Below are 20,445 nucleotides of genomic sequence, written 5' to 3'. Positions count from 1 at the left end.
GGCGCGCTAATTGCCCGGATTGAGCACGGGCTTATCCGGGTCTGCCTGCGTGCGGTACGGCAACTGCGTGGCGTGAGGATCGGTAATCGTGTTGTCGATCACGCGCTCGACGTCCGCTGTTTTGGCCAGTTCGGTGAGGAAGGTCTTCTTGTCGAAGCCCGGCGCGACGCAGCCTTCGACGTAGACAAAGCGGCGTTGCAGCGTGAGCCATAGCGTCGATTGTTCGCGCCAGTGCGTCGCGACGTTCAGATTCGCGAGACGCCGTTGCACACTGTCGGCGATTTCCGCGTCGTACAGATACGCGTTCGGCAAACGGCAACGGCCTTCTATCCAGCAGCTATTGCCGCGTTCGATCCGGTAATGGCTATCGTCGAGCCATTCCCTTTCGGTTTCGAATGGGCCAAGCGGTGTCGGGCAATCGCCGACAGCTTTGGAGATCTGCAGAAATGGATCGTGGCCGCGATTGACGCGCGCGGGTTCGCCGTAAACGCGAGCCGCGGCCACACAAAGCATCAGGCTGGCGAGACTCAGTTCGAATACGCGTTTCATGCTGTAGTCGCTCCAGGTGTGGACCGCCCATTATCGCGCGCCCGCGAACCTCAACGCTTGTTGCGCCGATTCTCGACCGCGAACTTGATCAACTCGGCCTGTCCTTCGATATCGAGCTTGCGCTTCAGATTCAGCCGATGCGTCTCCACGGTTCGCACCGACAGATCGTTGCGCAGCGCGATCTGCTTGCTCGACAGTCCCTCGGCAAGCGCATCGAGAATGTCGCGCTCGCGGGGCGTCAAACGTTCGACCGGCGATTGCGTCGCCGACGCCTGGATCAACCGGGCACTGATCTCCGCGCTGAAGAACGTCTTGCCGTCGAGTACCGCGCCGATCGCCTGAATGATTTCGAGCGCCGGCGAATCCTTCAGCACGTAACCGCTGGCACCCGCGCGCACCGCCTGGGTTACATATTCGAGGTTGTCGTGCATCGACAGCATCAGCACGCGAATCGCCGGAAAGCGCTCGTGAAAAAGGCCTGCCAACGCAATGCCGTTCATGCCGCTTTTCATGCCGACATCCATCAGCGCCAGATGCGGCGCCTGTCGTTCGGCCAGCGCGAGCGCTTGCTGCGCGTCGCCCGCTTCGCCGACCACTTCGAAGTGGCGCACCGCTTCGAGACGTGCGCGCAGACCGTCGCGCACGAGCGGATGATCGTCGACGAGCAGCAGACGCGCGATCGAAGGAGAGGTCGTGTCGTTCATGATGAGAGCTCCTGCAGGGGCGGCACCGTGGCGTGCGTCGTTGGCAGCGGCACGCGCGCGGTAACGACGGTGTGTCCCGGCTGCGAGTTCAGCGACAGTGTGCCGCCGAGCGCTTCGAGCCGTTCGCGCATGTTGCGCAGGCCGACGCCTTCGAGTCCGCCGACGAATGCGTCGGCCACGTCGAAGCCGCGGCCGTTGTCGGAGATCGTCAGCGTGACCGCATCGCGCGACACTTCGAGCGCAAGCGCCGCGCTCGACGCCTGCGCATGCCGCACGATGTTGGTCAGCGCTTCCTGGGCGATGCGAAATAGCACCGTGTTGACCGTATCGGGCAGAGTGGCCGCATGCGTGTGCGCGATCTGCGTGAAGCCGATCGCGATACCGGACTCGTCGCCGAGTTCGCGCGTCAGCTGTTCGAGCGCGGCGGCGACGCCGAGATCGTCGAGCATCGACGGACGCAGCGCATGAGAAATGCGCCGGACTTCGCGCAGCGTATCGCCGAGCCGCGTGAGTCCGGTGGACAACGCGGCCTCGGCGGCGGGCACGCGCGCGTCGCCGCGTTCAAGCCGCGCGAGCGCCGATTCGAGCAGCAGCTTCACGGACACCATCATCTGGCTGATGCCGTCGTGCAGTTCGCGCGACAGGCGCGCTCGCTCGTTTTCCTGCGACTCGACGACCTGCTGCGCGAGCCGCTTCAGCTTCGCGTCGGCGCTGCGATATTCGGTGACGTTCAGCACCAGCGCGCACAGCGCGATGACCGCAAGGCCGGCCACCGCGATCGCGTCGATCCACTTCATCGTGCGGGCGATATTGGCCGCGGCCTCGGCGTCGATATGCGCGAGCGCGGCGTCGACGTCGTCGAGATAAATGCCGGTGCCGAGCATCCAGCCCCAGCGTTCGAGCGGCACCACGTAGCCGAGTTTCGACTCTTCTTTGCCGGTCGACGGCCGATGCCACAGATAGCGCACGTAGCCGCCGCCGCGCGCGGCCGCGGCGAGCAGCTGCTGGATCGTCGGCGCGCCGTGGCTATCGCGCAACGACCACAGATCCCGGCCTACCAGGTCCGGCTCGCGCGGATGCATCAGCGTGCGGCCGTGCAGGTCGTACACGAAGAAGTAGCCGTCCTCGCCGAAATTCATCTTTTCCAGCACCGCGAGCGCGCGCGTGCGCAGCAGCGCGTCGTCCCGGGCGTTGTCGCCGCCGGCTTCGTAGAGCGGCGCGACCGCGGTGGTCGCGAGCTCGACGTAGTGCTTGAGCTCGACCTCCTTGCTGGCCATGTAGGCGGCCTGGGTGGTCGCGTGCTGGCGCTCGGCGAGCGCCGTCGCTTCGCGGCGCACGCCGGTCTCGATGCTGGCGATCGCGCCCAGAAAGGGCACGATCGCCAGCAGCACAATCTTTGCTTTGAGTTTCATCGTTGAAAAAACCCAGACAACGGGCTACGTATTATTACGTAGACGGCTTACGTAGTTGCGCGCTTGTAAGGAAATGCGCGAAGGCGAATACTACATGCCCGTCGCATCCCGCGCTGCGCCATGCCTGGCGGGGGAGTGTGCGGCGTTCCCGATTTCCCCGCACGCGCCGTCGCGCGTGCTGTCGATAATACTCAAGGAGACGTTCGTGGAGACCTCCCCGCCGGCCGGCCGTTCATGGCTCTGGCTCATTTTGCTGATCCCTTATATCGCGCTGCTGTGGCTGCCGTTCTATAACGACACGCATCCGTCGCTCGCGGGCTTTCCGTTCTTCTACTGGTATCAGTTTCTGTGGGTGCCGTTGACCTCGCTGCTGATTTACATCGTGTATCGAGGTCTCAAATGAGTGATATCAATCCTGTGAACCCCGTTGCGATGACGGTCTTCATCGCGTTCTTCGTGCTCGTCACGGTAATCGGCTTTTTCGCGGCGCGCTGGAAGCGCGGCGATCTGACGCAGTTGCACGAGTGGGGCCTCGGCGGCCGGCAGTTCGGCACGGTCATTTCGTGGTTCCTGGTCGGCGGCGATTTCTACACCGCTTATACGGTGATCGCAGTGCCCGCGCTCGTTTTTTCGGTGGGCGCGTATGGCTTCTTCGCGCTGCCGTACACGATCATCGTTTATCCGTTCGTGTTCGCGGTGATGCCGAAGCTGTGGAGGGTTGCGCATGCGAAGAACCACATCACCGCGGCCGACTACGTGCACGGCGAATACGGCGGCAAGTGGTTCCCGGCAGCGATCGCGCTGACGGGCATCGTTGCGACGATGCCGTATATCGCGCTGCAGCTGGTCGGCATGCAGGTCGTGATCAAGGGACTCGGCGTCAGCGGTGAATTGCCGTTGATCGTCGCGTTCGTGATCCTCGCGCTCTATACGTATGCGAGCGGCCTGCGCGCGCCGGCGATGATCGCATTCGTCAAGGACATCATGATCTATATCGTCGTGATCGCGGCGGTATGGCTGATTCCGGTGAAGCTCGGCGGCTATGGGCACGTGTTCGAACTGGCCGATGCGCACTTCCAGGCGAAGGGCGGCGCGACCGGCATTCTGCTGAAGCCGAACCAGTACACCGCGTTCGCATCGCTCGCGCTCGGCTCGGCGCTTGCTGCGTTCATGTATCCGCATACGATGACGGCGGTGCTGTCGTCGTCGTCGGCAAAGACGGTTCGCAAGAACGCGATCTTCCTGCCCGCCTACACGGTGCTGCTCGGCCTGATCGCGCTGCTCGGCTATATGGCGATCGCCGCGGGCGTGAACGTGAAGTCGGCAAGCGACGTGGTGCCGACGCTGTTCGGTACGCTGTTCCCGTCGTGGTTCGTCGGCTTCGCGGCCGCCGCGATTGCGATCAGCGCGCTGGTGCCGGCCGCGATCATGTCGATCGGCGCGGCGAATCTGTTCACGCGTAATCTGTGGCGTCCGCTGGTGTCGCCGAACCTCTCGCCTCAAGCGGAAGCGGCCAATGCGAAGATCGTCTCGCTGGTCGTCAAGTTCGGCGCGCTGCTGTTCATCGTGTTCCTGCCGACGCAGTACGCGATCGACCTGCAACTGCTCGGCGGTGTGTGGATTCTGCAGATTTTCCCGGCCATCGTGTTCACGCTGTACACGCGCCGTCTGAACACGCCGGGTCTGTTCCTCGGCTGGCTCGTCGGTATCGTGCTCGGCACCGGGCTCGCGATTTCGCAAGGGCTCAAGCCGGTGTATGGCCTGCATTTCGGCCACGAGAACTATCCGCTGTATATCGGCCTGATCGCGCTGGCCGCGAACATCGTCGTGAGCTTCGTCGTGTCGGCAGTGTCGCCGCGTCGGGTTGCCGCGACGGCCTGATCGACGTTTGTCCGGCTCGATGAAAAACGCCGCGGGGCTGTTGGCCCGCGGCGTTTTTTTATTGCATCGACGGCTGCTGGCTTGGCGCCGATCAGGCGTCGGCCCAGCGACGCAGCAGATTGTGATAGATGCCGGTGAGGCTCACGACGGTCGCGTCGTTCGAGCCTCGTTCGGCCGCGAGCGTCTGCACGTCGTTGTCGAGCTGGAACAGTGTCGCGCGCTGGCCGTCGTCGCGCACCATGCTCTGAATCCAGAAGAACGACGCGACGCGCACGCCGCGCGTGACCGGGCTCACGTGATGCAGACTCGAAGCGGGGTAGAGCACCATGTCGCCGGCCGGCAGTTTCGCACGATGCACGCCGTAGGTGTCCTCGATGCAAAGCTCGCCGCCGTCGTAGGTGTCGGGTTCGGCGAGGAACAGCGTCGCCGACAGGTCGCTGCGGATGCGGAAGTCCGTGCCGCGTAGCTGGCGGATCGCATTGTCGACGTGTGTGCCGAAACCGTCGCCGCCGGTATAACGATTGAAGAGCGGCGGGAAGACTTTCAGCGGCAGCGCGGCGGAAAAGAAGCGCGCGTTGCGGCCGAGCGCGTCCTGGATCGCATCGCCGATCGCGCGCGCGGCGGGCGAGCCTTCGGGCAGCTGCTGGTTGCGCTTGGCTTGCGCCGATTGCTGGCCGGAAGTCGCATTGCCGTCGATCCATTGCGCCGCGTCGAGCATTTCGCGGCATTGCGCGACCTGCTGTTTGCTGAGTACGGCTGGCAAATGCAGCATCATGTGCGCGACCCCTGAGTCAGGTTTGGCGTGGCGCTGATTTGTGTGTTCATGTTGAGGCTCGCATTCGCATTGGCGCTTGCGTCAAGGCTGCGTTCGAGCGCGCGAAACGCGCTAACGGGCGAAGCGTCCAGCCATGCGCGCATCCTTGCGACGAACGCGCCAGTCGCGGTGCGCGGCACACATTGCAACCATTGCAGTGCTTCGGCGATTTCGCCACGCTCCGCAAGCAACCGTGCGTAGTTGAACTGCCCGCGAAAATCGCCGCCTTGCGCGGCGCGTCGATAGTAGTCCAGCGCGATCTCCGCATCGGCATCGACGCTCCAGCCATCCTCGTAAAAGCTGCCGACGAAGTTCAGCGACTTCGCGTGCCCGAGTTCGGCCGCACGCAAGAACCACTGCAATGCCTGCGCGCGATCGCATTCGATGCCATGACCGAGCGCCAACGCCGACGCATAGTTGTACATGCCCCAGTCGAGCCCGGCCTGCGCCGCGAGCCGATACCAGTACACGGCGACCGGCGCGCACGCGGCCGTGCCCCAGCCATGCTCGTAGCAGCGGCCGAGCATGTTCATCGCCATCGGATGATCGCGCTGCGCCGCGTGCCGGAACCAGACGAACGCTTCGTCGACGTCGCGCTCGACGCCGTGACCGTCGAGCAGGTACTGACCGTACACGGCCTGCGCCTCGACGATGCCGTTGCGCGCGGCCGCCGCGACCCACGCGGCGGCACGCTCGGGTGGCCCCGCGAGGATCGCGGCGAATTCATCGCGCGACACGCTCGCGAGCGCCCGCACCGATACCTCGTTCAGCGCGCGCGGCATCAGTAGTGCGCGTTGAGCGTCAGGAACGCGGAGCGTCCCGGCGCGATCGACGCGTAGTGCGACGCGTACGCCTGGTCGTAATAGGTGCGGTTGAAAATGTTCTGCACGTTCAGCTGCAGATCGACGTGCTTGTTCACGCGATACGTCGCCATGCCGTCGAAGCGCCAGTACGACGGCACCGCCCGCAGATTCGCGGTATCGCCATACACCTGCGACATATAGAACGCGCCGCCGCCGATCGTGAACTTCGGCAGCACGTCGTAGTTGGTCCACAGGCTGATGCTGTTCTTCGGCGTGTTCGGGAACTGATGGCCGTTATCCGAAGTGGTCTTGCCGTTGTTGCGCAACTCGCTCTTCAAATAGGTGTAGCCGCCGAACACCTGCCACTTGTTGGTCAACTGACCCGCCACGCCGAACTCGAACCCCTGCACGCGCTTGTTGCCGACCATCGCGTAGGTGTTGTCCGGCAGCGTGACGCGCGCATTGGTCGTGTCGATCTGGAACAGCGCGCCGGTCAGCGACAGCTTGTTGTCGAGGACGTTCCACTTGCTGCCCACTTCGACGCTTCGGTTCTTTTCCGGCGACAACAGCGCCGCGTTCGGACCGACGCCGCGGGACGGAATCAGCGACTGCGTTTCGCTGCCTTGGCCGAGCAGTGCGCCAGCCGGCGTCGACGATGTCGAGATCGACGCATAGATGCTGCCGTTCGATGCCGGCTTGAACACGAGGCCGAACTGGTAGTTGAACAGCGTGTCGTCGCGCGACACACGCGTTGCGCCGTTGGCGACGGTTGTGCGCAGATCGGTCGAGTAATCGTCGACTCGCAGGCCGACGTTGGCCTGCCAGCGCTTCGTCAACTCGATCGTATCGAACGCGTAGATCGATTTAGTGGTGGTGCGCTGCTGGCTCGGGTCGTTGGTTTGCTTGATCGATCCCGCCCATGGATCGTTCGGATTCGGCGTCCAGAGACTCGTGCAGTTATACCCCGACGCTGCGCCAATGCCCTTGGTTGCGCAGATCGCGCCGGTCGCGGCCGCCACCGTGTACGAATCGTTGACGCTGGTTTCGCGCGACAACTCGATGCCGGTCGTGAAGCTGTGCTTCAGGAAGCCAGTCTTGAACTCACCGAACAGTTCGGTCTGGTTCGCGAGGCCGTACACGTTGCTCGCGCGCGTATTCGCGCGGCGCCACACCTTGCCGTTGACGACGTTGCCCTGGCTGTCGTCGGGCTGGGTCCAGATGTAGTCCTGGGTCGACTTCGTGTATCGCGTCGTGTTGCGGATCGTCAGGTCGCCGTTGATGTCGTGTTCGATACGCACGGTGCCGATATCCGAACTCGTCTTGCGGAAATCGCGGTCGATCAGGCCGTAAAAGTTGTGGCGGTCCACCGGCGCCGGGAAGATCGTGCTGACGTTCGCCGGCTTGTTGGTCGTCGTGTAGAAGTACGGAATGCCGCTGTCGGGCAGGTCGTCGGTGGTCAGGTGGTAGTAGCTCGCGGTCACGCGGGTCGGCGTGCCGAGACCGTACGTGAACGAGGGCGCGATGCCCCAGCGCTCGTTGTTGACCGCGTCGCGGCCGGCCACGTCGTTGTTGTGGCTCATCACGTTCAGGCGGAACGCCGCGTGGTCGGCCATCTGCCAGTTGCCGTCGGCGGTGAAGCGGCGATAGCGGTCGGTGCCGAGGCCGACGCTGCCGTCGGCGGTCGTACCCAGATGCGGCGTCTTCGTGATCAGATCGATGCTGCCGCCCGCGCCGCCGCGGCCGCCGAACGCACCGTCCGAACCCTTCGTCACTTCGATGCTTTCGATGTTGAACACTTCGCGCGTGGTCGCGCCGATATCGCGCATGCCGTCGACGAACGTGCTGCCCTGCGCGTCGTAGCCGCGAATGAACGGCCGGTCGCCAAGCGGGTTGCCGCCTTCGCCGGCGCCGAACGTGATGCCGGGCACGGTGCGCAGCGCTTCGGTCAGCGTCGATGCGCCGGTGCTGCGAATCAGTTCCTCGGGAATCACGGTGACCGACTTCGGCGTATCCACGAGCGGCGCGGTGAATTTGACCGACGCGGAGTGATCGGTCTTGAAGCCATCGTCCGACTGGCCTTGCACGGAAATCGGCGCGAGCTGCCCCTCGCGCCCGGGCGGCGCGGCGGCCGTGGTGCCCTGCGCGAGGGCGGGGCCGACGGCCAGTACGCCGCATAGTGTCGTGCTGATTTTGCCGAGCTTCGGATCGTCGGACCACAACTTCATGTTTATCCCCGTCGAGTTCGGGAAGCCGGGGCGGGCGACAGCTTCCTTACCCGGACATTCCATGTTTATTACAAAGTGATTTCGGGACGGATTGTATTCAAACGCCGCGTAATTGAGAAGCGTTCTCAATAGAAATTTTGCCGGGAGCAGCTTTGAAGAGTGCGCGGTGAAGAGGGTTTGGAGTGAGATTCGCGTGAATTACGCGATGATAGCCGGAACTTATCGCCTATATGGCGGATAGTTCATCGGTTGAAGGGTGGGCGCTGCAGGGTGCGCGAGGAGAGGTTGTGAGAGCCGATGTCCTCGCCGCGGGCGCGGAAGAGGGCAAAAACCGGTGGCACAAGAGGCCCATTCGAGGCCCTCTTGCCTGGCGTTTCTTTCATGGAAATAACGAAATCTTGCGCTCGCTAGAGCCGCCCTCAGACCGTCCGGCTAAAACCGCTCGACCCGAAACGGCCGCGGATCGACCAGCGTCGGCTCGCCGGTCATCATCTCGGCCATCAGCCGCCCCGTCACCGGTCCGAGCGTCAGGCCATGATGCGCATGGCCGAACGCGAACCACAGTCCTTGGTGTTTCGTCGCGGGCCCGATGATCGGCATCATGTCCGGCGTGCACGGGCGCCGTCCCATCCACGGTTCCGGGTCCAGACGTTCGCCGAGCGGAAACAGCGTGCGCGCGATGGGCTCGGCCGCATCGAGTTGCACCGGCGTCTTGGCCGCCTCGGGACGCGCGATTTCGACGCCAGTGGTCAACCGGATGCCGCGCGCCATCGGCGCGAGCACATAACCATGGTCGACGTCGAGAATCGGATGGTTGAGGCGCGCGGTCCGACGCGCTGCGTAGTGCATGTGATAGCCACGCTTGACCGCAAGCGGCAGCCGGTACCCAAGCCGCGTGCTCGCGCGATCCGACCACGGCCCGAGCGCGATCACCGCCGAGGCCGCCGAGATTGGCCCGTCCCGCGTATCGACCTGCCAGCCTTCGCGCAGCGTATCGGCATCGCCGATGAAGAACCGGCCGCCGAGCGCTTCGAAGTACCGCGCGTACGCGGTGACGAGCGCGTTCGGATCGCTGACCGAATCGGATTGCGGATAGCGCAGCCCGCCTTGCAGGCGCTTGTCGAGATCGGGTTCGAGCTGTTGCAGGCGCGGGGCGTCGAGCGTTTCGAACTCGACGCCGTATTCGCGATGCCACCGTTCGGCAAGAAGGATTTCGGCATCGCGCGCGGTGGTGTTGCGAAACACCTTGATCCAGCCGATGGGCCGCAGCAGCGCGCTCGCACCGGCGTCCGCGGCGAGCGCGCGATGTTCGCTGACGCAATGCTCGATCAATGTCGCGTACGACTTCGCGATTTCCGCATGCGTCGCTGGATGTGAGTTGCGCCAGTAGCGCCATAGAAACGGTGCAACCTGGAGCATCGCGTCGGCGTGATAGCGCACGTCGGGCGACTGATTGCGCGCGTAGCGCAGCAGCGAGCCGAGCCCGCGCGGAAACGCGTACGGATAGACGCCTTCGCGCTGGATCAGCCCGGCGTTGCCGAACGACGTTTCGTAGCCCGGCTGCTTACGGTCGATCAGCGCAACCGCGCGCCCGCGCTTCTGCAGATGCACGGCGACGCATACCCCGACAATGCCGGCGCCGAGCACCACGGTATCGAATTTCATGCTCCCTGTCCGCCTTGCGTGTGTTCTGTGTGTTGTCGACGCTCCGCAGTGTTCCAGTGCGAGGCGAGGCACCGGCTTTCATCTTATACAGGGATAGGCTCGCTTCGCTATTGGCAAAAAACCGCGCTCGGGAAAACGCGCGAATGCCAGGTTCGATCGGGCAAAACCGTGTCTTTCGACGCACGATCGAGCGTGCGACTTCGGACTCGTTGGCGTCAGCGTGTAAACTGCTGACTTTTTTGCGTCCGGTGGTATGTTGCAAGCCCCTCAGCGCAGCGCCCTCAGCGGGCCCGCGCTCGTTCGCTTACTGGCCCGTCTCGGCGAGGCCGACGTCGCCGAATCGCGCCAATCGCTGGCGGATCGGCTGAGCCAGTGGCTCGGCTGGACCGACGCTATCGCGTTGTCATCGGCGCTCGACGGCAAGCCGCCGGCCGTCGCTGGTGGCGCGCGCGCGTTCGGCCGCGCGGAAGAGGAAGAGTGCACGCGCGTGCGCCGCTCGCTGGTGAACGCAATCGCCAGCGATAGCGTGCTCGCAGGCTCGCGGCGGCGTGGCTCGTCGTCTTTGTCCGGCCGGATGCCGGCGCCGCGCGTGGCCGTCGACACGCAGGCCGACTACGCAGTGTTCCGGCAGCGCTATCTCGCACTTCAGCAGTCGATGGAAACGGCGATCGGCACATTGCGCGGCCGACTGCGCGCGCTGCTGGCGACGCAAGCGCCGGCGCTTGCGCGGCTCGCGGTCGTCGATGCGGTGATGGAGCGTGCGCTCGGCGAGCGCGAGCGGACTTTGCTCGGCGCGGTGCCGGGTCTGCTCGGCGGGCACTTCGAGCGCCTGAAAGAGGGTGAGGCGCGGAGGGTGGCGGAGGCGGAAGCAGCGCCCGAAGTCGAGGCCGATGCCGGCGCTCGAGCCGCGCAGCCCGAGTCAGCCTTGGCTCACGTCAACGCAAGCACCGCAGCCACGCGACTCGCCAAGTCGACCGACGCCAGCAACGCTGCCGCGCCGCTCGCGTCCGATGCGTGGCTCGACGCCTTCCGCAAGGACATGCAAAGCGTTTTGCTGGCCGAGCTAGACGTTCGTTTTCAACCGGTCGAAGGGCTGCTCGCGGCTCTTCGCGCCTGCTAACTGGGACCCCATGTCCAGATATCGTATCGATCTCATTGTATTTCTCGCGGGGCTCGCCGCGGCGTGCTGGATCGCCGTCGGCTACGCCGTCTCCAATCCCCTCGCGTTCGCCGTCACGCTGCTGATCGGCGTCTGCTATGTGCTGGGCGCGCTCGAATTGCGCCGCTATAGCCAGGCGACTACTACGCTGACGGGGGCGCTCGCCGCGCTGTCCGGACCACCACCGAGCCTTGCCGCGTTTCTCGAACCCGTCCATCCGAGTCTGCGCAATAGCGTGCGGCTGCGCGTCGAAGGCGAGCGCGTCGCGTTGCCTGGTCCCGCGCTGACGCCGTATCTGGTCGGCCTGCTGGTGCTGCTCGGCATGCTCGGCACGCTGCTCGGCATGGTGATGACGCTGCGCGGCACCGGCCTCGCGCTGGAGAGCGCGAGCGACCTGCAGGCGATCCGCGCATCGCTGGCCGCGCCGGTCAAGGGGCTGAGCTTCGCGTTCGGCACGTCGATCGCGGGCGTCGCGACCTCGGCGATGCTCGGGCTGCTGTCCGCGCTGTGTCGCCGCGAGCGGCTCGAAGCGGCGCAACAGCTCGACGTGAAGATCGCGACGACTTTGCGCGTGTACTCGCAGAGCCATCAGCGCGACGAAAGCTTCCGGCTGCTGCAGCGCCAGGCCGAAGCGACGCCGCTGCTGGTCGAACGGCTGCAGACGATGATGAGCGAGCTCGAACGGCAAAGCGCCGCGTCGAACGAGCGGCAGATCGCGAGCCTCGACGCCTTTTACGGCCGCACCGAAGCGGCTTATCTGCGTTTGGCCGGGGTGATCGAACAGTCGCTGAAAGACAGCATGGCCGGCAGCGCGCAGGCTGCGGGCAGGGCCCTGCAGCCGGTCGTCGAAGCAACGATGGCCGGCCTCTCGCGCGAGACCGCCGCGTTGCACGACGCGGTGACTCAGGCCGTGCAGCGCCAGCTCGACGGCATGTCGAGCGGCTTCGCGGCGACCAGCGCGAACGTCGCCGAGATTTGCAACAGCGCGCTCGCCGGACATCGGCAGGCGAGCGACGAGTTGGCCGCGCAACAGCGCGCTTCGGTCGAACGCGTTGTCGAAGCGTTCGAACAGCGCTCGGCCGCGTTGCTCGACGGTGTGTCCGCGCGGCTCGAAGCGACGGCGAGCGGCATGTCGCAGGCCTGGGGCGACGCGTTGGCAAAGCAGCAAAGCGCGGGCGACAAACTCGCCGCCAACAACGAACAGGCATTGGCGCGCGCCGCCGCGACGTTCGAACAACATGCCGCGGCGTTGCTGAGTGCTGTCGGTAGCTCGCATGCGAACCTGCAAACGGAACTGACCGCGCGCGACGAGCAGCGTTTGGGCGCATGGGCGCAGGCGCTCGACGCGATGGGTGCCAAGCTCGGCGAACAATGGCGGCAGACGGGTGCGCAAGCCGCCAGCCATCAGCAGCAGATCTGCGACGCGCTCGCACAGACGGCGCGCGAAATCTCCGCCCAGACGCAAACGCATGCGAGCGCGACGATCGCGGAAATCGATCGACTTGTGCAAGCAGCAGCCGAAGCACCGAAGGCCGCTGCAAACCTGCAAGCCGAACTCGCCGCGCGCGACGAACAGCGCTTCGTCGCGTGGACCGAAGCACTCGGCGCGATGACGGCGAAGCTCAACGAACAATGGCAGCAGACGGGTTCGCAAGCTGCAAGCCATCAGCAGCAAATCTGCGATGCGCTTGCGCAAACCGCGCGCGATATCTCCGCGCAGACGCAAACGCATGCCAGCGCGACGATCGCCGAAATCGATAGGCTGGTGCAGGCCGCGGCCGAAGCACCGAAGGCGGCGGCAAACCTGCAAGCCGAACTCGCGGCGCGCGACGAACAGCGCTTCGCCGCATGGACCGAAGCGCTCGGTGCACTGACAGAGAAGCTCAACGAACAATGGCAGCAGACGGGTTCGCAAGCTGCAAGCCATCAGCAGCAAATCTGCGATGCGCTTGCGCAAACCGCGCGCGATATCTCCGCGCAGACGCAATCGCATGCCAGCGCGACGATCGCCGAAATCGATCGACTGGTCCAGGCAGCGGCCGAAGCACCGAAGGCCGCAGCAAACCTGCAAGCCGAACTCGCCGCGCGCGACGAACAGCGCTTCGCCGCATGGACCGAAGCGCTCGGTGCGATGACCGCAAAGCTCAGCGAACAATGGCAGCAAACGGGTTCGCAAACGGCGACCCGTCAGCAGCAGATTTGCGACGCACTCGCGCAAACCGCTCACGATATCTCCGCGCAGACGCAAATGCATGCCAACGCGACGATCGCCGAAATCGAGCGTCTCGTGCAGGCGGCGTCGGAAGCACCGAAGGCCGCCGCCGAAGTCGTCGCGGAGCTGCGCCAGAAGCTCTCCGACAGCATGGTCCGCGATACCGCGATGCTGGAAGAGCGCAGTCGTCTGCTCGCCACGCTGGAAACGCTGCTGGATGCGGTCAACCACGCGTCGACCGAACAGCGCACCGCCGTCGATGCCTTGGTGTCGACGTCGGCGGATCTGCTCGAACGCGTCGGCAATCGCTTCACCGAGCACCTCGCGCACGAGACCGGCAAGCTCGGCACTGTCGCCGCGCAGGTCACCGGCAGCGCGGTCGAGGTCGCGAGCCTCGGCGAAGCATTCGGCGCGGCCGTCGGCATGTTCGGCGAAGCGAACGACAAGCTCGTCGCGCATCTCGAACGCATCGAAGCGGCGCTCGACAAATCGCTTGCGCGCAGCGACGAACAGCTCGCCTACTACGTCGCGCAGGCGCGTGACGTGGTCGACCTCAGCGTGATGTCGCAGAAGCAGATCGTCGAAGACCTGCAGTTGCTGGCCGCGCAGCGCGCGACCGCCGGAGCCGACGCCGTATGAGCGAGGACATCGACGGCGGCGTGGAAACGGCCGCGCCGGTCTGGGCTGCGTTCGGCGATCTGATGTCGGTGCTGGTCGGCGCGTTTGTGCTGATTCTGGTGAGCGTGATCGGCATCCAGCTCGTGCTGTCGAACAAGCTCGAGCACGAGGTCAAGCAGCGTCAGGCCGAAACGCAGCGCCGCAAGACGCTCGAGCAGGCGCTCGCGGGACCGCTCGCGGCGGGGCGGGTGACGCTCGTCAATGGCCGCATCGGCATTAGCGGCAACGTGCTGTTCGCGCTGAACTCCGCGCAGCTGCAGCCCGAGGGCCGCGCGCTGCTGAAGAGCCTCGCCGGTCCGCTGTCCGCGTATCTGCGCGCGAGCGATCAGATCCTGATGGTCAGCGGCTTCACCGACGATCAACGCCTGCGCGAAGGCAATCGACGCTTCGCCGATAACTGGGAGCTGTCGGCGCAGCGCGCGTTGACGGTCACGCGCGCGCTGATCGACGAGGGCCTGCCGGCGTCGTCGGTGTTCGCGGCGGCGTTCGGCTCCGAGCAGCCGGTCAGTTCGAATGCCGACGAATCCGGCCGCGCGAAAAACCGCCGCGTCGAAATCGCGCCGGTGCCGCGGCCGTCGAGCGCGGCGACGGCGGAGAAGTCCGGTGCTTGACGATGCAATCGACGCGGCTCGCGCGACGCTCGATGCATGGCGCGCGAGCGGTGCGGATCGGCTCGATCCGCTGCGCTTTCATCTGCTCGACGCGCTTGCGCGGCGCGCGGCGCAGCACAGTGGCGAGACGCGACGAGTGATCGAGCGACGGTTGGCGGCATTACTGGCCGAATATACGGCCGAGGTCGAGCGTGCGGCTGCGGGCGGGAGCGCGTTGCAAGCCACCTCCGTTGAGGCCAACGCGGCCAGCGACGCCACGCTCGCGGCGCTGATCGAACAGCTCGCCCGCCACCACGCGCGGGCCGACGCTCCGCACGCCGCCGCCTATCCCGAACTCCCCGCGGTCGACTACTTTCGCCAGGTCTGGTCGAAAGTCCGCACCGAAAAGCAGCTGCGCCAGTCGCTCGCGCAGGTGCCCGGCAACGCGGGGCCGCTCAATTCGAGCAGCCTCGTGCATCGCGCGCTGTCGTTGATGCGCGAGCTGTCGCCGGAGTATCTGAAGCAGTTTCTGTCGTACGTCGATACGCTGTCGTGGCTCGAGCAGATGAACGGCGGCGCGCCGGTCGAGAAGGAAGCGCCGCGCGCCGCGGCGACCGGCAAGGGCGCTCGCAGGAAGGCGCGCTGACGCTGCAACGGCGGCTGGACATTGCTCGAGCCGAGCCGCCGGGCATTTCATCACGGCATCACTCCGCGTTGCTTGCCAGACGTTTCGTTTTCGCGCGCCGCGCGAGCATGTTCATTCCCTCGACGAACGCGGAGAACGCCATCGCCGCGTAGATATAGGCCTTCGGCACGTGCGAGCCGAAACCGTCGGCGATCAGTGTCATGCCGATCACGAGCAGGAAGCTCAGCGCCAGCATCACGATGGTCGGATTGCGATCGATGAAGCGCGCGAGCGGCTGCGCCGCGAACAGCATCACCATGATCGAGACGATCACCGCGGCGAACATGATCGGCAGGTGCTCGGTCATGCCGACCGCGGTGATGATGCTGTCGACCGAAAACACGATGTCGAGCAGGATGATCTGACCGATCGCGGCGGCCACCGTCAGTTGTACGGTCGAGCTTGATTTCGCGGTGTCTTCCTCATCGGGGATCATGTGCTGACGGATTTCGGTGGTCGCTTTCCACACGAGGAACAGGCCGCCGGCGACGAGGATCAGATCGCGCCACGAAAAACCATGATCGAACAGCGTGAACGCGACCGCGGTCAGCTTCGCGATCCACGCGACGGTGCTGAGCAGAATCAGCCGCATCGCCAGCGCGAGCAGCAGCCCGGTGCGCTGCGTGCGTGCGCGTTGCGCTTCCGGCAGGCGGTTGCTGAGGATGGAAATGAAGATCAGGTTATCGATGCCGAGCACGATTTCCATCACGATCAGCGTGACCAGCGCGGCCCAGGCGGCGGGATCGGCAACGAGTGCGAACAGGGAGTCCATGATGTGGGGCAAGCGAGTGGGCCGCGAGCGGCGGAACCGCCATCATCGGCTTATTCATGGTTCGAATGAACCAGTGATAACCTGAACGACATTTCGTTTTTTTCGAAGTATCGAATCCGCATGCTCAACTATCGTCACCTGTACTACTTCTGGATCGTCGTGAAGGAGGGCGGCTTCGCGCGCGCGGCCGCCCGGCTCGACATGGCCGTGCAGACGATCAGCGCGCAGGTTCGCGAGCTCGAGAAAGCGCTCGGGCGCCAGCTATTGAAGCCGGCCGGGCGCGGCGTCGCGATGACCGAGGCCGGCGAGCAGGCGTTCAATCGCGCGGAGCAGATATTTCAGCTGGGGGAGGCGTTGCTCGACGAGATGCGCGAGACGAGCGGCGCGGGCTGGATGCGGCTTGCGGTCGGTTTGTCGGATGGGATTTCGAAGCTCGCCGCGCATGCATTGCTCGAGCCGGTGCTGGCCACGCCGTCGCTAAGGCTGCTGTGTCATGAGGGAGAGCCCGCGCAACTGTTGTCGGAGCTCGCGCTGCATCGGCTCGATCTGGTGCTCGCCTGTCAGCCGGCGCCGCACGGCGCGGACTTGCGCGTGCTGAGCCAGCGCGTCGCGGGCTCTCCGGTCGACTGGTACGGGCCCGCGCAGATCGTGCGCAAGTCGGCGCGCGACGGCTTTCCGCACTGTCTCGCGGAACTGCCCGTGCTGCTGCCGACCCGCCACGGCGCATTGCGCGCGCGGCTCGAGCGCTGGTTCGAGGCGCAGGGAATCAGGCCGCGCGTCGTCGGCGAATTCGAGGACAGCGCGTTGATGGCGGTGTTCGCGGCGCGGGGGCTCGGCGTGTTTCCGCTCGCGGAGCTCGGCGCCGACGATCTCACGTTATTGAGGGGCTTGCGCTGGCTCGGCCGCGCGGACGGCGTGATCGAGGAGATTCACGCGATCCGCTCGCGACGCGGCCAGCATCATGCGCTCGCGTCGCAGGTGATCGCGGCGGCGCAGTCGTGAGGGCCTCGCACCGTCGCGGCGCGCCGCGCCCGCGCCCGCGCCAGCTTCAGAACGCGTGGCGCATACCTACCGTGACCGCGACCTGCGAATTCGTCGACGACGGCGACAGCGTGTTGATCATCGCGTGCGACAACACCGAATCGGCCGGCGCGCCGTGCGCGTTCTGGTACACGCCCTCGACGTAGAAGTCGGTGCGCTTGCTGAGCGCATAGTCGGTCTGCAGCATCGCGCTGTTCCATGCCGGCGACGAGCCGTTATAAGCGCCATGCGTGAACGTGTATGCGCCCGATACGCTCCAGGCCGGGCTCAGCGCGTACTTCGCATTGACCTCGTAGTTGTCGAGGCGCAGCGAGCCGCCGAGGGTGCCGGTGGCGTCGCCGGCCGCGCCGAGGTAGCTGCCGGTGCCGAACGAGAACACGCCCGCGACGTTGTCGATCTGCGTGTGGCTCCAGACGAGGCCGACGGTCGCCGGTCCGAACGTGTAGTTGCCGCCGAGCGACCACACGCGCTGGCGTTCGGCGATGAAGTTCGCGCTGGTGTCGGCGGTGGTCACGGCGCCCGCGCCGTTGCCTGCGTTGTTGAACTGCAGGTAGCCGGCCGCCAGGTTCAGCGGGCCCCGCGCGTACGAAAGGCCGAAGCCGTAGGAGCGGTTGTTTGCGAAGCCGCCGGCCTTGTTGCTGAACGAGTACATCGTTTCGAACGTGAGACCGTGGTACAGCGGGCTCGTGTACTTGACCGAGTTGTTGATCACGACCGAGTTCGCGGCGAGGTTGTCGTTTTCGAACGGATGGCCGGCGAGGCTGCCGCCCCACGTGTTATAGCCAGCCGTCAGCGGGCCGACGGCGTCGTTCATCGCGTCGAACTGGCGGCCGACCGTCAGCGTGCCGTACGGATCGCTTTGCAGGCCGACCCATGCCTGCGAGCCGAACGCGCTGCCTGCGAACGCCTGGGCGCCGTTGTTCATCATGAAGCCCTGCTCGAGCTTGAAAACCGCGTGCAAGCCCGCGCCGAGGTCTTCCGAACCCTTCAGGCCGAATACCGTGTTCTGCGTGGTGCCGCTCGCGAGCTGCCAATTGCTGTGGCCGACCTGGTTATTCGTATAGACGATGCCGGCGTCCATCAGGCCGTACAGCGACACGCTGCTTTGGGCGTGCGCCGATATCGTGAAGGCGCCGCCCAGTGCGGCGGCGAGCAGGGTCTTTTTCATTGCGGGTTCCTTGATTGACTAACGTGTATTTGGATTAATGGGCTGGTTGCGCGATTCGCCGGATGCCGTAGCGTGCGTATTCCGCTTGCGATACCGCGTTATTGAGAAGTGATTTCGTGAACCGGCCGGAAGCACGCGGCGTGCTCGGGTCTGACGCGGGGCGCCAAAATCGCACTCTGGTTGTCCAGCGGGGAAATAAAGCGGGGATTTTTCGAAAAACGGTAGACGGCGCAAACAACGAGGCGGCGAAGCTTACCTGTTCCGGTGTGCGCCGGGAGGGGAGACGCCGAAATCGGCGCAAATACCGCGCGAATCTGTGGTAATTCGCGCAAATGTTTTAGATGCCGGAACCTGCTGAAACGCGGTGGCCCGCCCTGGCCGTTTCATCGACACATGGCATAGTGACCGAACCCATCATCACAGGAGGCTCGCATGCGTATCCAGACATCCTTTCTTTTCGACCTCGACGGCACGCTCGTCGACAGCGTCTATCAGCACGTGCTGGCGTGGAAAGAGGCGCTCGACAGCGAGGGTATCCCGCTGTCCGTCTGGCGTATCCATCGCAAGATCGGCATGAGCGGCGGGCTGTTCACGAACCAGTTGCTGCGTGAGACTCACGGCGAGATCAGCGTCGAACGCGCCGAACGGCTGCGGCACGCGCATGCGGCCGCCTATCAGCGGATGCGCGCACAGGTCTGCCCGCTGCCGGGCGCGCGCGAACTGCTCGCCGCGCTGACGCAAGCCGGCACGCCGTGGGCCGTCGCGACGAGCGGGCGGATGGAAACCGCGTCCCTGAATCTGGCGGCGCTCGGCGTCGATCCGGCCAAGGCGGTCGTCGTCACGCGCGACGACGTCAAATACGCGAAGCCCGATCCCGACCTGTTCCTCGCCGCGGCCGAACGGCTCGGCGTGCCGATCGAGCACACGGTCGTGGTTGGCGACAGCATCTGGGACATGCTCGCCGCGCGTCGCTGCCGCTCGCTCGGCGTCGGCCTGCTGTCGGGTGGCTACGGCACCGAGGAACTGGAGCGCGCGGGGGCGTTGCGCGTCTACGACGATCCGGCCGATCTGCTCGCGCATCTCGACGAGGTGGCGTCGCGGCCGTGATCCCGGTGTCGCTCAGGGTTTGGTGAGGATCGGCGGCTCAGCCGGGGGCTGCGTCGGTCCCACTTTCGACGATTCGCGCACGAGCTTATCGGTCATCGCCGACGCGACCGGATTCGTGCTGCCGCGGCCGACACCCGGGCCAGGTCCGGGGCCATTGTCAGACGGCATCGGCACGGTGACGCCGGACGGCATCGGCAGCGACGGGTCAGGTTTGGAAGATTCCTTGACCAGTTGGTCCGTCAGCATCGCGGCGACGGGGTTGGCGCCGTTCGGGTGCGTGTCGTCGCGCCGGCGGCCTTGGGTCGTCTGGTCGATGCGGGGCCCGTACTGCGGCCTCGGTTGTGCTCTTTGCTGGGCGTATGGCTGCAGTTTCGAGCGATCGCGCGCGACCGCGGCGGGCGCTGCGTTATCGACGCGGCCGCTGGCGGTCTGGCCCGCTTCGGGCGTGACGCTCGGCGCGGGGGCGGCCGTTGTTGGAGGCAGGGGCTGGGCGGGAGCGGGTGCCAGAGCTTGCGCCTGAGTTGGAGCCGGTGCCGGAGCTTGAGCCTGAGCCGGTGTCGGTGCCGGAGCAGCCGACTCCGGCTGCGAGGCCGCCGACTGCGGCGCGATCGCGGCGTTGTTCGCGATGTCCGCGCGCGCTGCGGGCGGGCTCACCGGTTGCGCCGGCCGCACACTGCCGCCAATGGCGCGGGTCGTGTCGGTCTGCGGTTGCGATTCCACCGCGCCGGTGACACTGCGAGTCACCGCGCCGGTCACGGCCGGCGCCTGATCGTCCCTGGGGTACAGCAGATAACCGGCGACGCCCGCGTCGACCACGAGCAGCCCGACTATCATCATCTTCCCGGTATTCGTCATATCTAAGCAACAACCATTAAACAACTGCGATTGACTGATGATAAACGACCATTTCGCCATCGACGCTTCTCGTCGGCATATTGCGGCGCATCACGATGGTAGATGTCTGATCGGACCTGGCGCCA

General features: G+C 65.5%; 18 protein-coding genes. 8 read left to right on the top strand and 10 right to left on the bottom strand.

What is annotated here, in order from left to right; translation table 11 throughout:
• Positions 1-6 precede the first annotated feature (6 nt).
• The 3 genes from BC1002_RS22175 to BC1002_RS22165 are packed head-to-tail and all read right to left on the bottom strand — an operon-like array spanning position 7 to position 2,665.
• Positions 7-549, bottom strand: a complete 543-nt coding sequence (locus tag BC1002_RS22175) for a hypothetical protein (protein ID WP_013092229.1) — start codon at positions 547-549, stop codon at positions 7-9.
• A 50-nt stretch (positions 550-599) separates the two neighbouring features.
• Positions 600-1,253: a response regulator gene (locus BC1002_RS22170; RefSeq protein ID WP_013092228.1), complete on the bottom strand. Its 654-nt coding sequence runs from the start codon at positions 1,251-1,253 to the stop codon at positions 600-602.
• A complete protein-coding gene (locus BC1002_RS22165) occupies positions 1,250-2,665 on the bottom strand; it encodes a cache domain-containing protein (RefSeq protein ID WP_013092227.1) in 1,416 nt (471 codons plus the stop codon). Before BC1002_RS22165 ends, BC1002_RS22170 begins: the two co-directional genes overlap by 4 nt.
• Positions 2,666-2,870: 205 nt before the next feature.
• Between BC1002_RS22165 and BC1002_RS22160 the strand changes: the two genes are divergently transcribed.
• Both BC1002_RS22160 and mctP read left to right on the top strand, forming a co-directional pair.
• A complete protein-coding gene (locus BC1002_RS22160) occupies positions 2,871-3,068 on the top strand; it encodes a DUF3311 domain-containing protein (RefSeq protein WP_018434172.1) in 198 nt (65 codons plus the stop codon).
• Positions 3,065-4,546 (top strand): monocarboxylate uptake permease MctP, encoded by a 1,482-nt coding sequence (gene mctP, locus BC1002_RS22155; RefSeq protein ID WP_013092225.1) that lies wholly within the window; start codon positions 3,065-3,067, stop codon positions 4,544-4,546. Before BC1002_RS22160 ends, mctP begins: the two co-directional genes overlap by 4 nt.
• Before the next feature lie 91 nt (positions 4,547-4,637).
• On the opposite strand, the gene BC1002_RS22150 is transcribed toward mctP, so the two are convergent.
• From BC1002_RS22150 to BC1002_RS22135, 4 genes are all read right to left on the bottom strand, one after another.
• Entirely contained in the window at positions 4,638-5,321 is a 684-nt protein-coding gene (locus tag BC1002_RS22150) for a Fe2+-dependent dioxygenase (protein ID WP_013092224.1), read from the bottom strand.
• Positions 5,318-6,142 carry a tetratricopeptide repeat protein gene (locus BC1002_RS22145; protein WP_013092223.1) on the bottom strand — a complete coding sequence of 275 codons (825 nt, stop codon included), beginning with the start codon at positions 6,140-6,142 and terminating at the stop codon, positions 5,318-5,320. The genes BC1002_RS22150 and BC1002_RS22145 overlap by 4 nt, the downstream gene beginning before the upstream one ends.
• A complete protein-coding gene (locus BC1002_RS22140) occupies positions 6,142-8,388 on the bottom strand; it encodes a TonB-dependent receptor (RefSeq protein ID WP_041735066.1) in 2,247 nt (748 codons plus the stop codon). Before BC1002_RS22140 ends, BC1002_RS22145 begins: the two co-directional genes overlap by 1 nt.
• Positions 8,389-8,820: 432 nt before the next feature.
• Entirely contained in the window at positions 8,821-10,053 is a 1,233-nt protein-coding gene (locus BC1002_RS22135; RefSeq protein ID WP_013092221.1) for an NAD(P)/FAD-dependent oxidoreductase, read from the bottom strand.
• Between the two features lie 253 nt (positions 10,054-10,306).
• Here BC1002_RS22135 and BC1002_RS22130 point away from each other — a divergent pair, with 253 nt between their 5' ends.
• From BC1002_RS22130 to BC1002_RS22115, 4 genes are read left to right on the top strand one after another with little or no spacing between them, the layout of a single operon-like run.
• Positions 10,307-11,173: a DUF3348 domain-containing protein gene (locus BC1002_RS22130; RefSeq protein ID WP_013092220.1), complete on the top strand. Its 867-nt coding sequence runs from the start codon at positions 10,307-10,309 to the stop codon at positions 11,171-11,173.
• A gap of 10 nt (positions 11,174-11,183) precedes the next feature.
• Positions 11,184-14,063 (top strand): DUF802 domain-containing protein, encoded by a 2,880-nt coding sequence (locus BC1002_RS22125; RefSeq protein ID WP_013092219.1) that lies wholly within the window; start codon positions 11,184-11,186, stop codon positions 14,061-14,063.
• Entirely contained in the window at positions 14,060-14,713 is a 654-nt protein-coding gene (locus BC1002_RS22120; protein ID WP_013092218.1) for an OmpA family protein, read from the top strand. The genes BC1002_RS22125 and BC1002_RS22120 overlap by 4 nt, the downstream gene beginning before the upstream one ends.
• Entirely contained in the window at positions 14,706-15,338 is a 633-nt protein-coding gene (locus tag BC1002_RS22115) for a DUF2894 domain-containing protein (RefSeq protein WP_013092217.1), read from the top strand. Before BC1002_RS22120 ends, BC1002_RS22115 begins: the two co-directional genes overlap by 8 nt.
• A 58-nt stretch (positions 15,339-15,396) precedes the next feature.
• Here the strand turns inward: BC1002_RS22115 and BC1002_RS22110 are convergent, their stop codons facing one another.
• On the bottom strand, positions 15,397-16,149 hold the full coding sequence (locus BC1002_RS22110) for a TerC family protein (protein ID WP_013092216.1): 753 nt from the start codon (positions 16,147-16,149) through the stop codon (positions 15,397-15,399).
• A 120-nt stretch (positions 16,150-16,269) separates the two neighbouring features.
• Between BC1002_RS22110 and BC1002_RS22105 the strand changes: the two genes are divergently transcribed.
• A complete protein-coding gene (locus BC1002_RS22105; RefSeq protein WP_013092215.1) occupies positions 16,270-17,151 on the top strand; it encodes a LysR family transcriptional regulator in 882 nt (293 codons plus the stop codon).
• Positions 17,152-17,197: 46 nt separating this feature from the next.
• Here the strand turns inward: BC1002_RS22105 and BC1002_RS22100 are convergent, their stop codons facing one another.
• On the bottom strand, positions 17,198-18,358 hold the full coding sequence (locus BC1002_RS22100) for a porin (RefSeq protein ID WP_013092214.1): 1,161 nt from the start codon (positions 18,356-18,358) through the stop codon (positions 17,198-17,200).
• 432 nt (positions 18,359-18,790) lie between these two features.
• Between BC1002_RS22100 and BC1002_RS22095 the strand changes: the two genes are divergently transcribed.
• Positions 18,791-19,465: an HAD family hydrolase gene (locus BC1002_RS22095; protein WP_013092213.1), complete on the top strand. Its 675-nt coding sequence runs from the start codon at positions 18,791-18,793 to the stop codon at positions 19,463-19,465.
• A gap of 12 nt (positions 19,466-19,477) precedes the next feature.
• On the opposite strand, the gene BC1002_RS22090 is transcribed toward BC1002_RS22095, so the two are convergent.
• Positions 19,478-20,302 carry a hypothetical protein gene (locus tag BC1002_RS22090; RefSeq protein ID WP_157874732.1) on the bottom strand — a complete coding sequence of 275 codons (825 nt, stop codon included), beginning with the start codon at positions 20,300-20,302 and terminating at the stop codon, positions 19,478-19,480.
• Positions 20,303-20,445: the final 143 nt, after the last annotated feature.

Source organism: Paraburkholderia atlantica, from assembly GCF_000092885.1.
GTDB lineage: Bacteria > Pseudomonadota > Gammaproteobacteria > Burkholderiales > Burkholderiaceae > Paraburkholderia > Paraburkholderia atlantica.
This window is presented reverse-complemented; position numbering and strand designations above follow the sequence as displayed.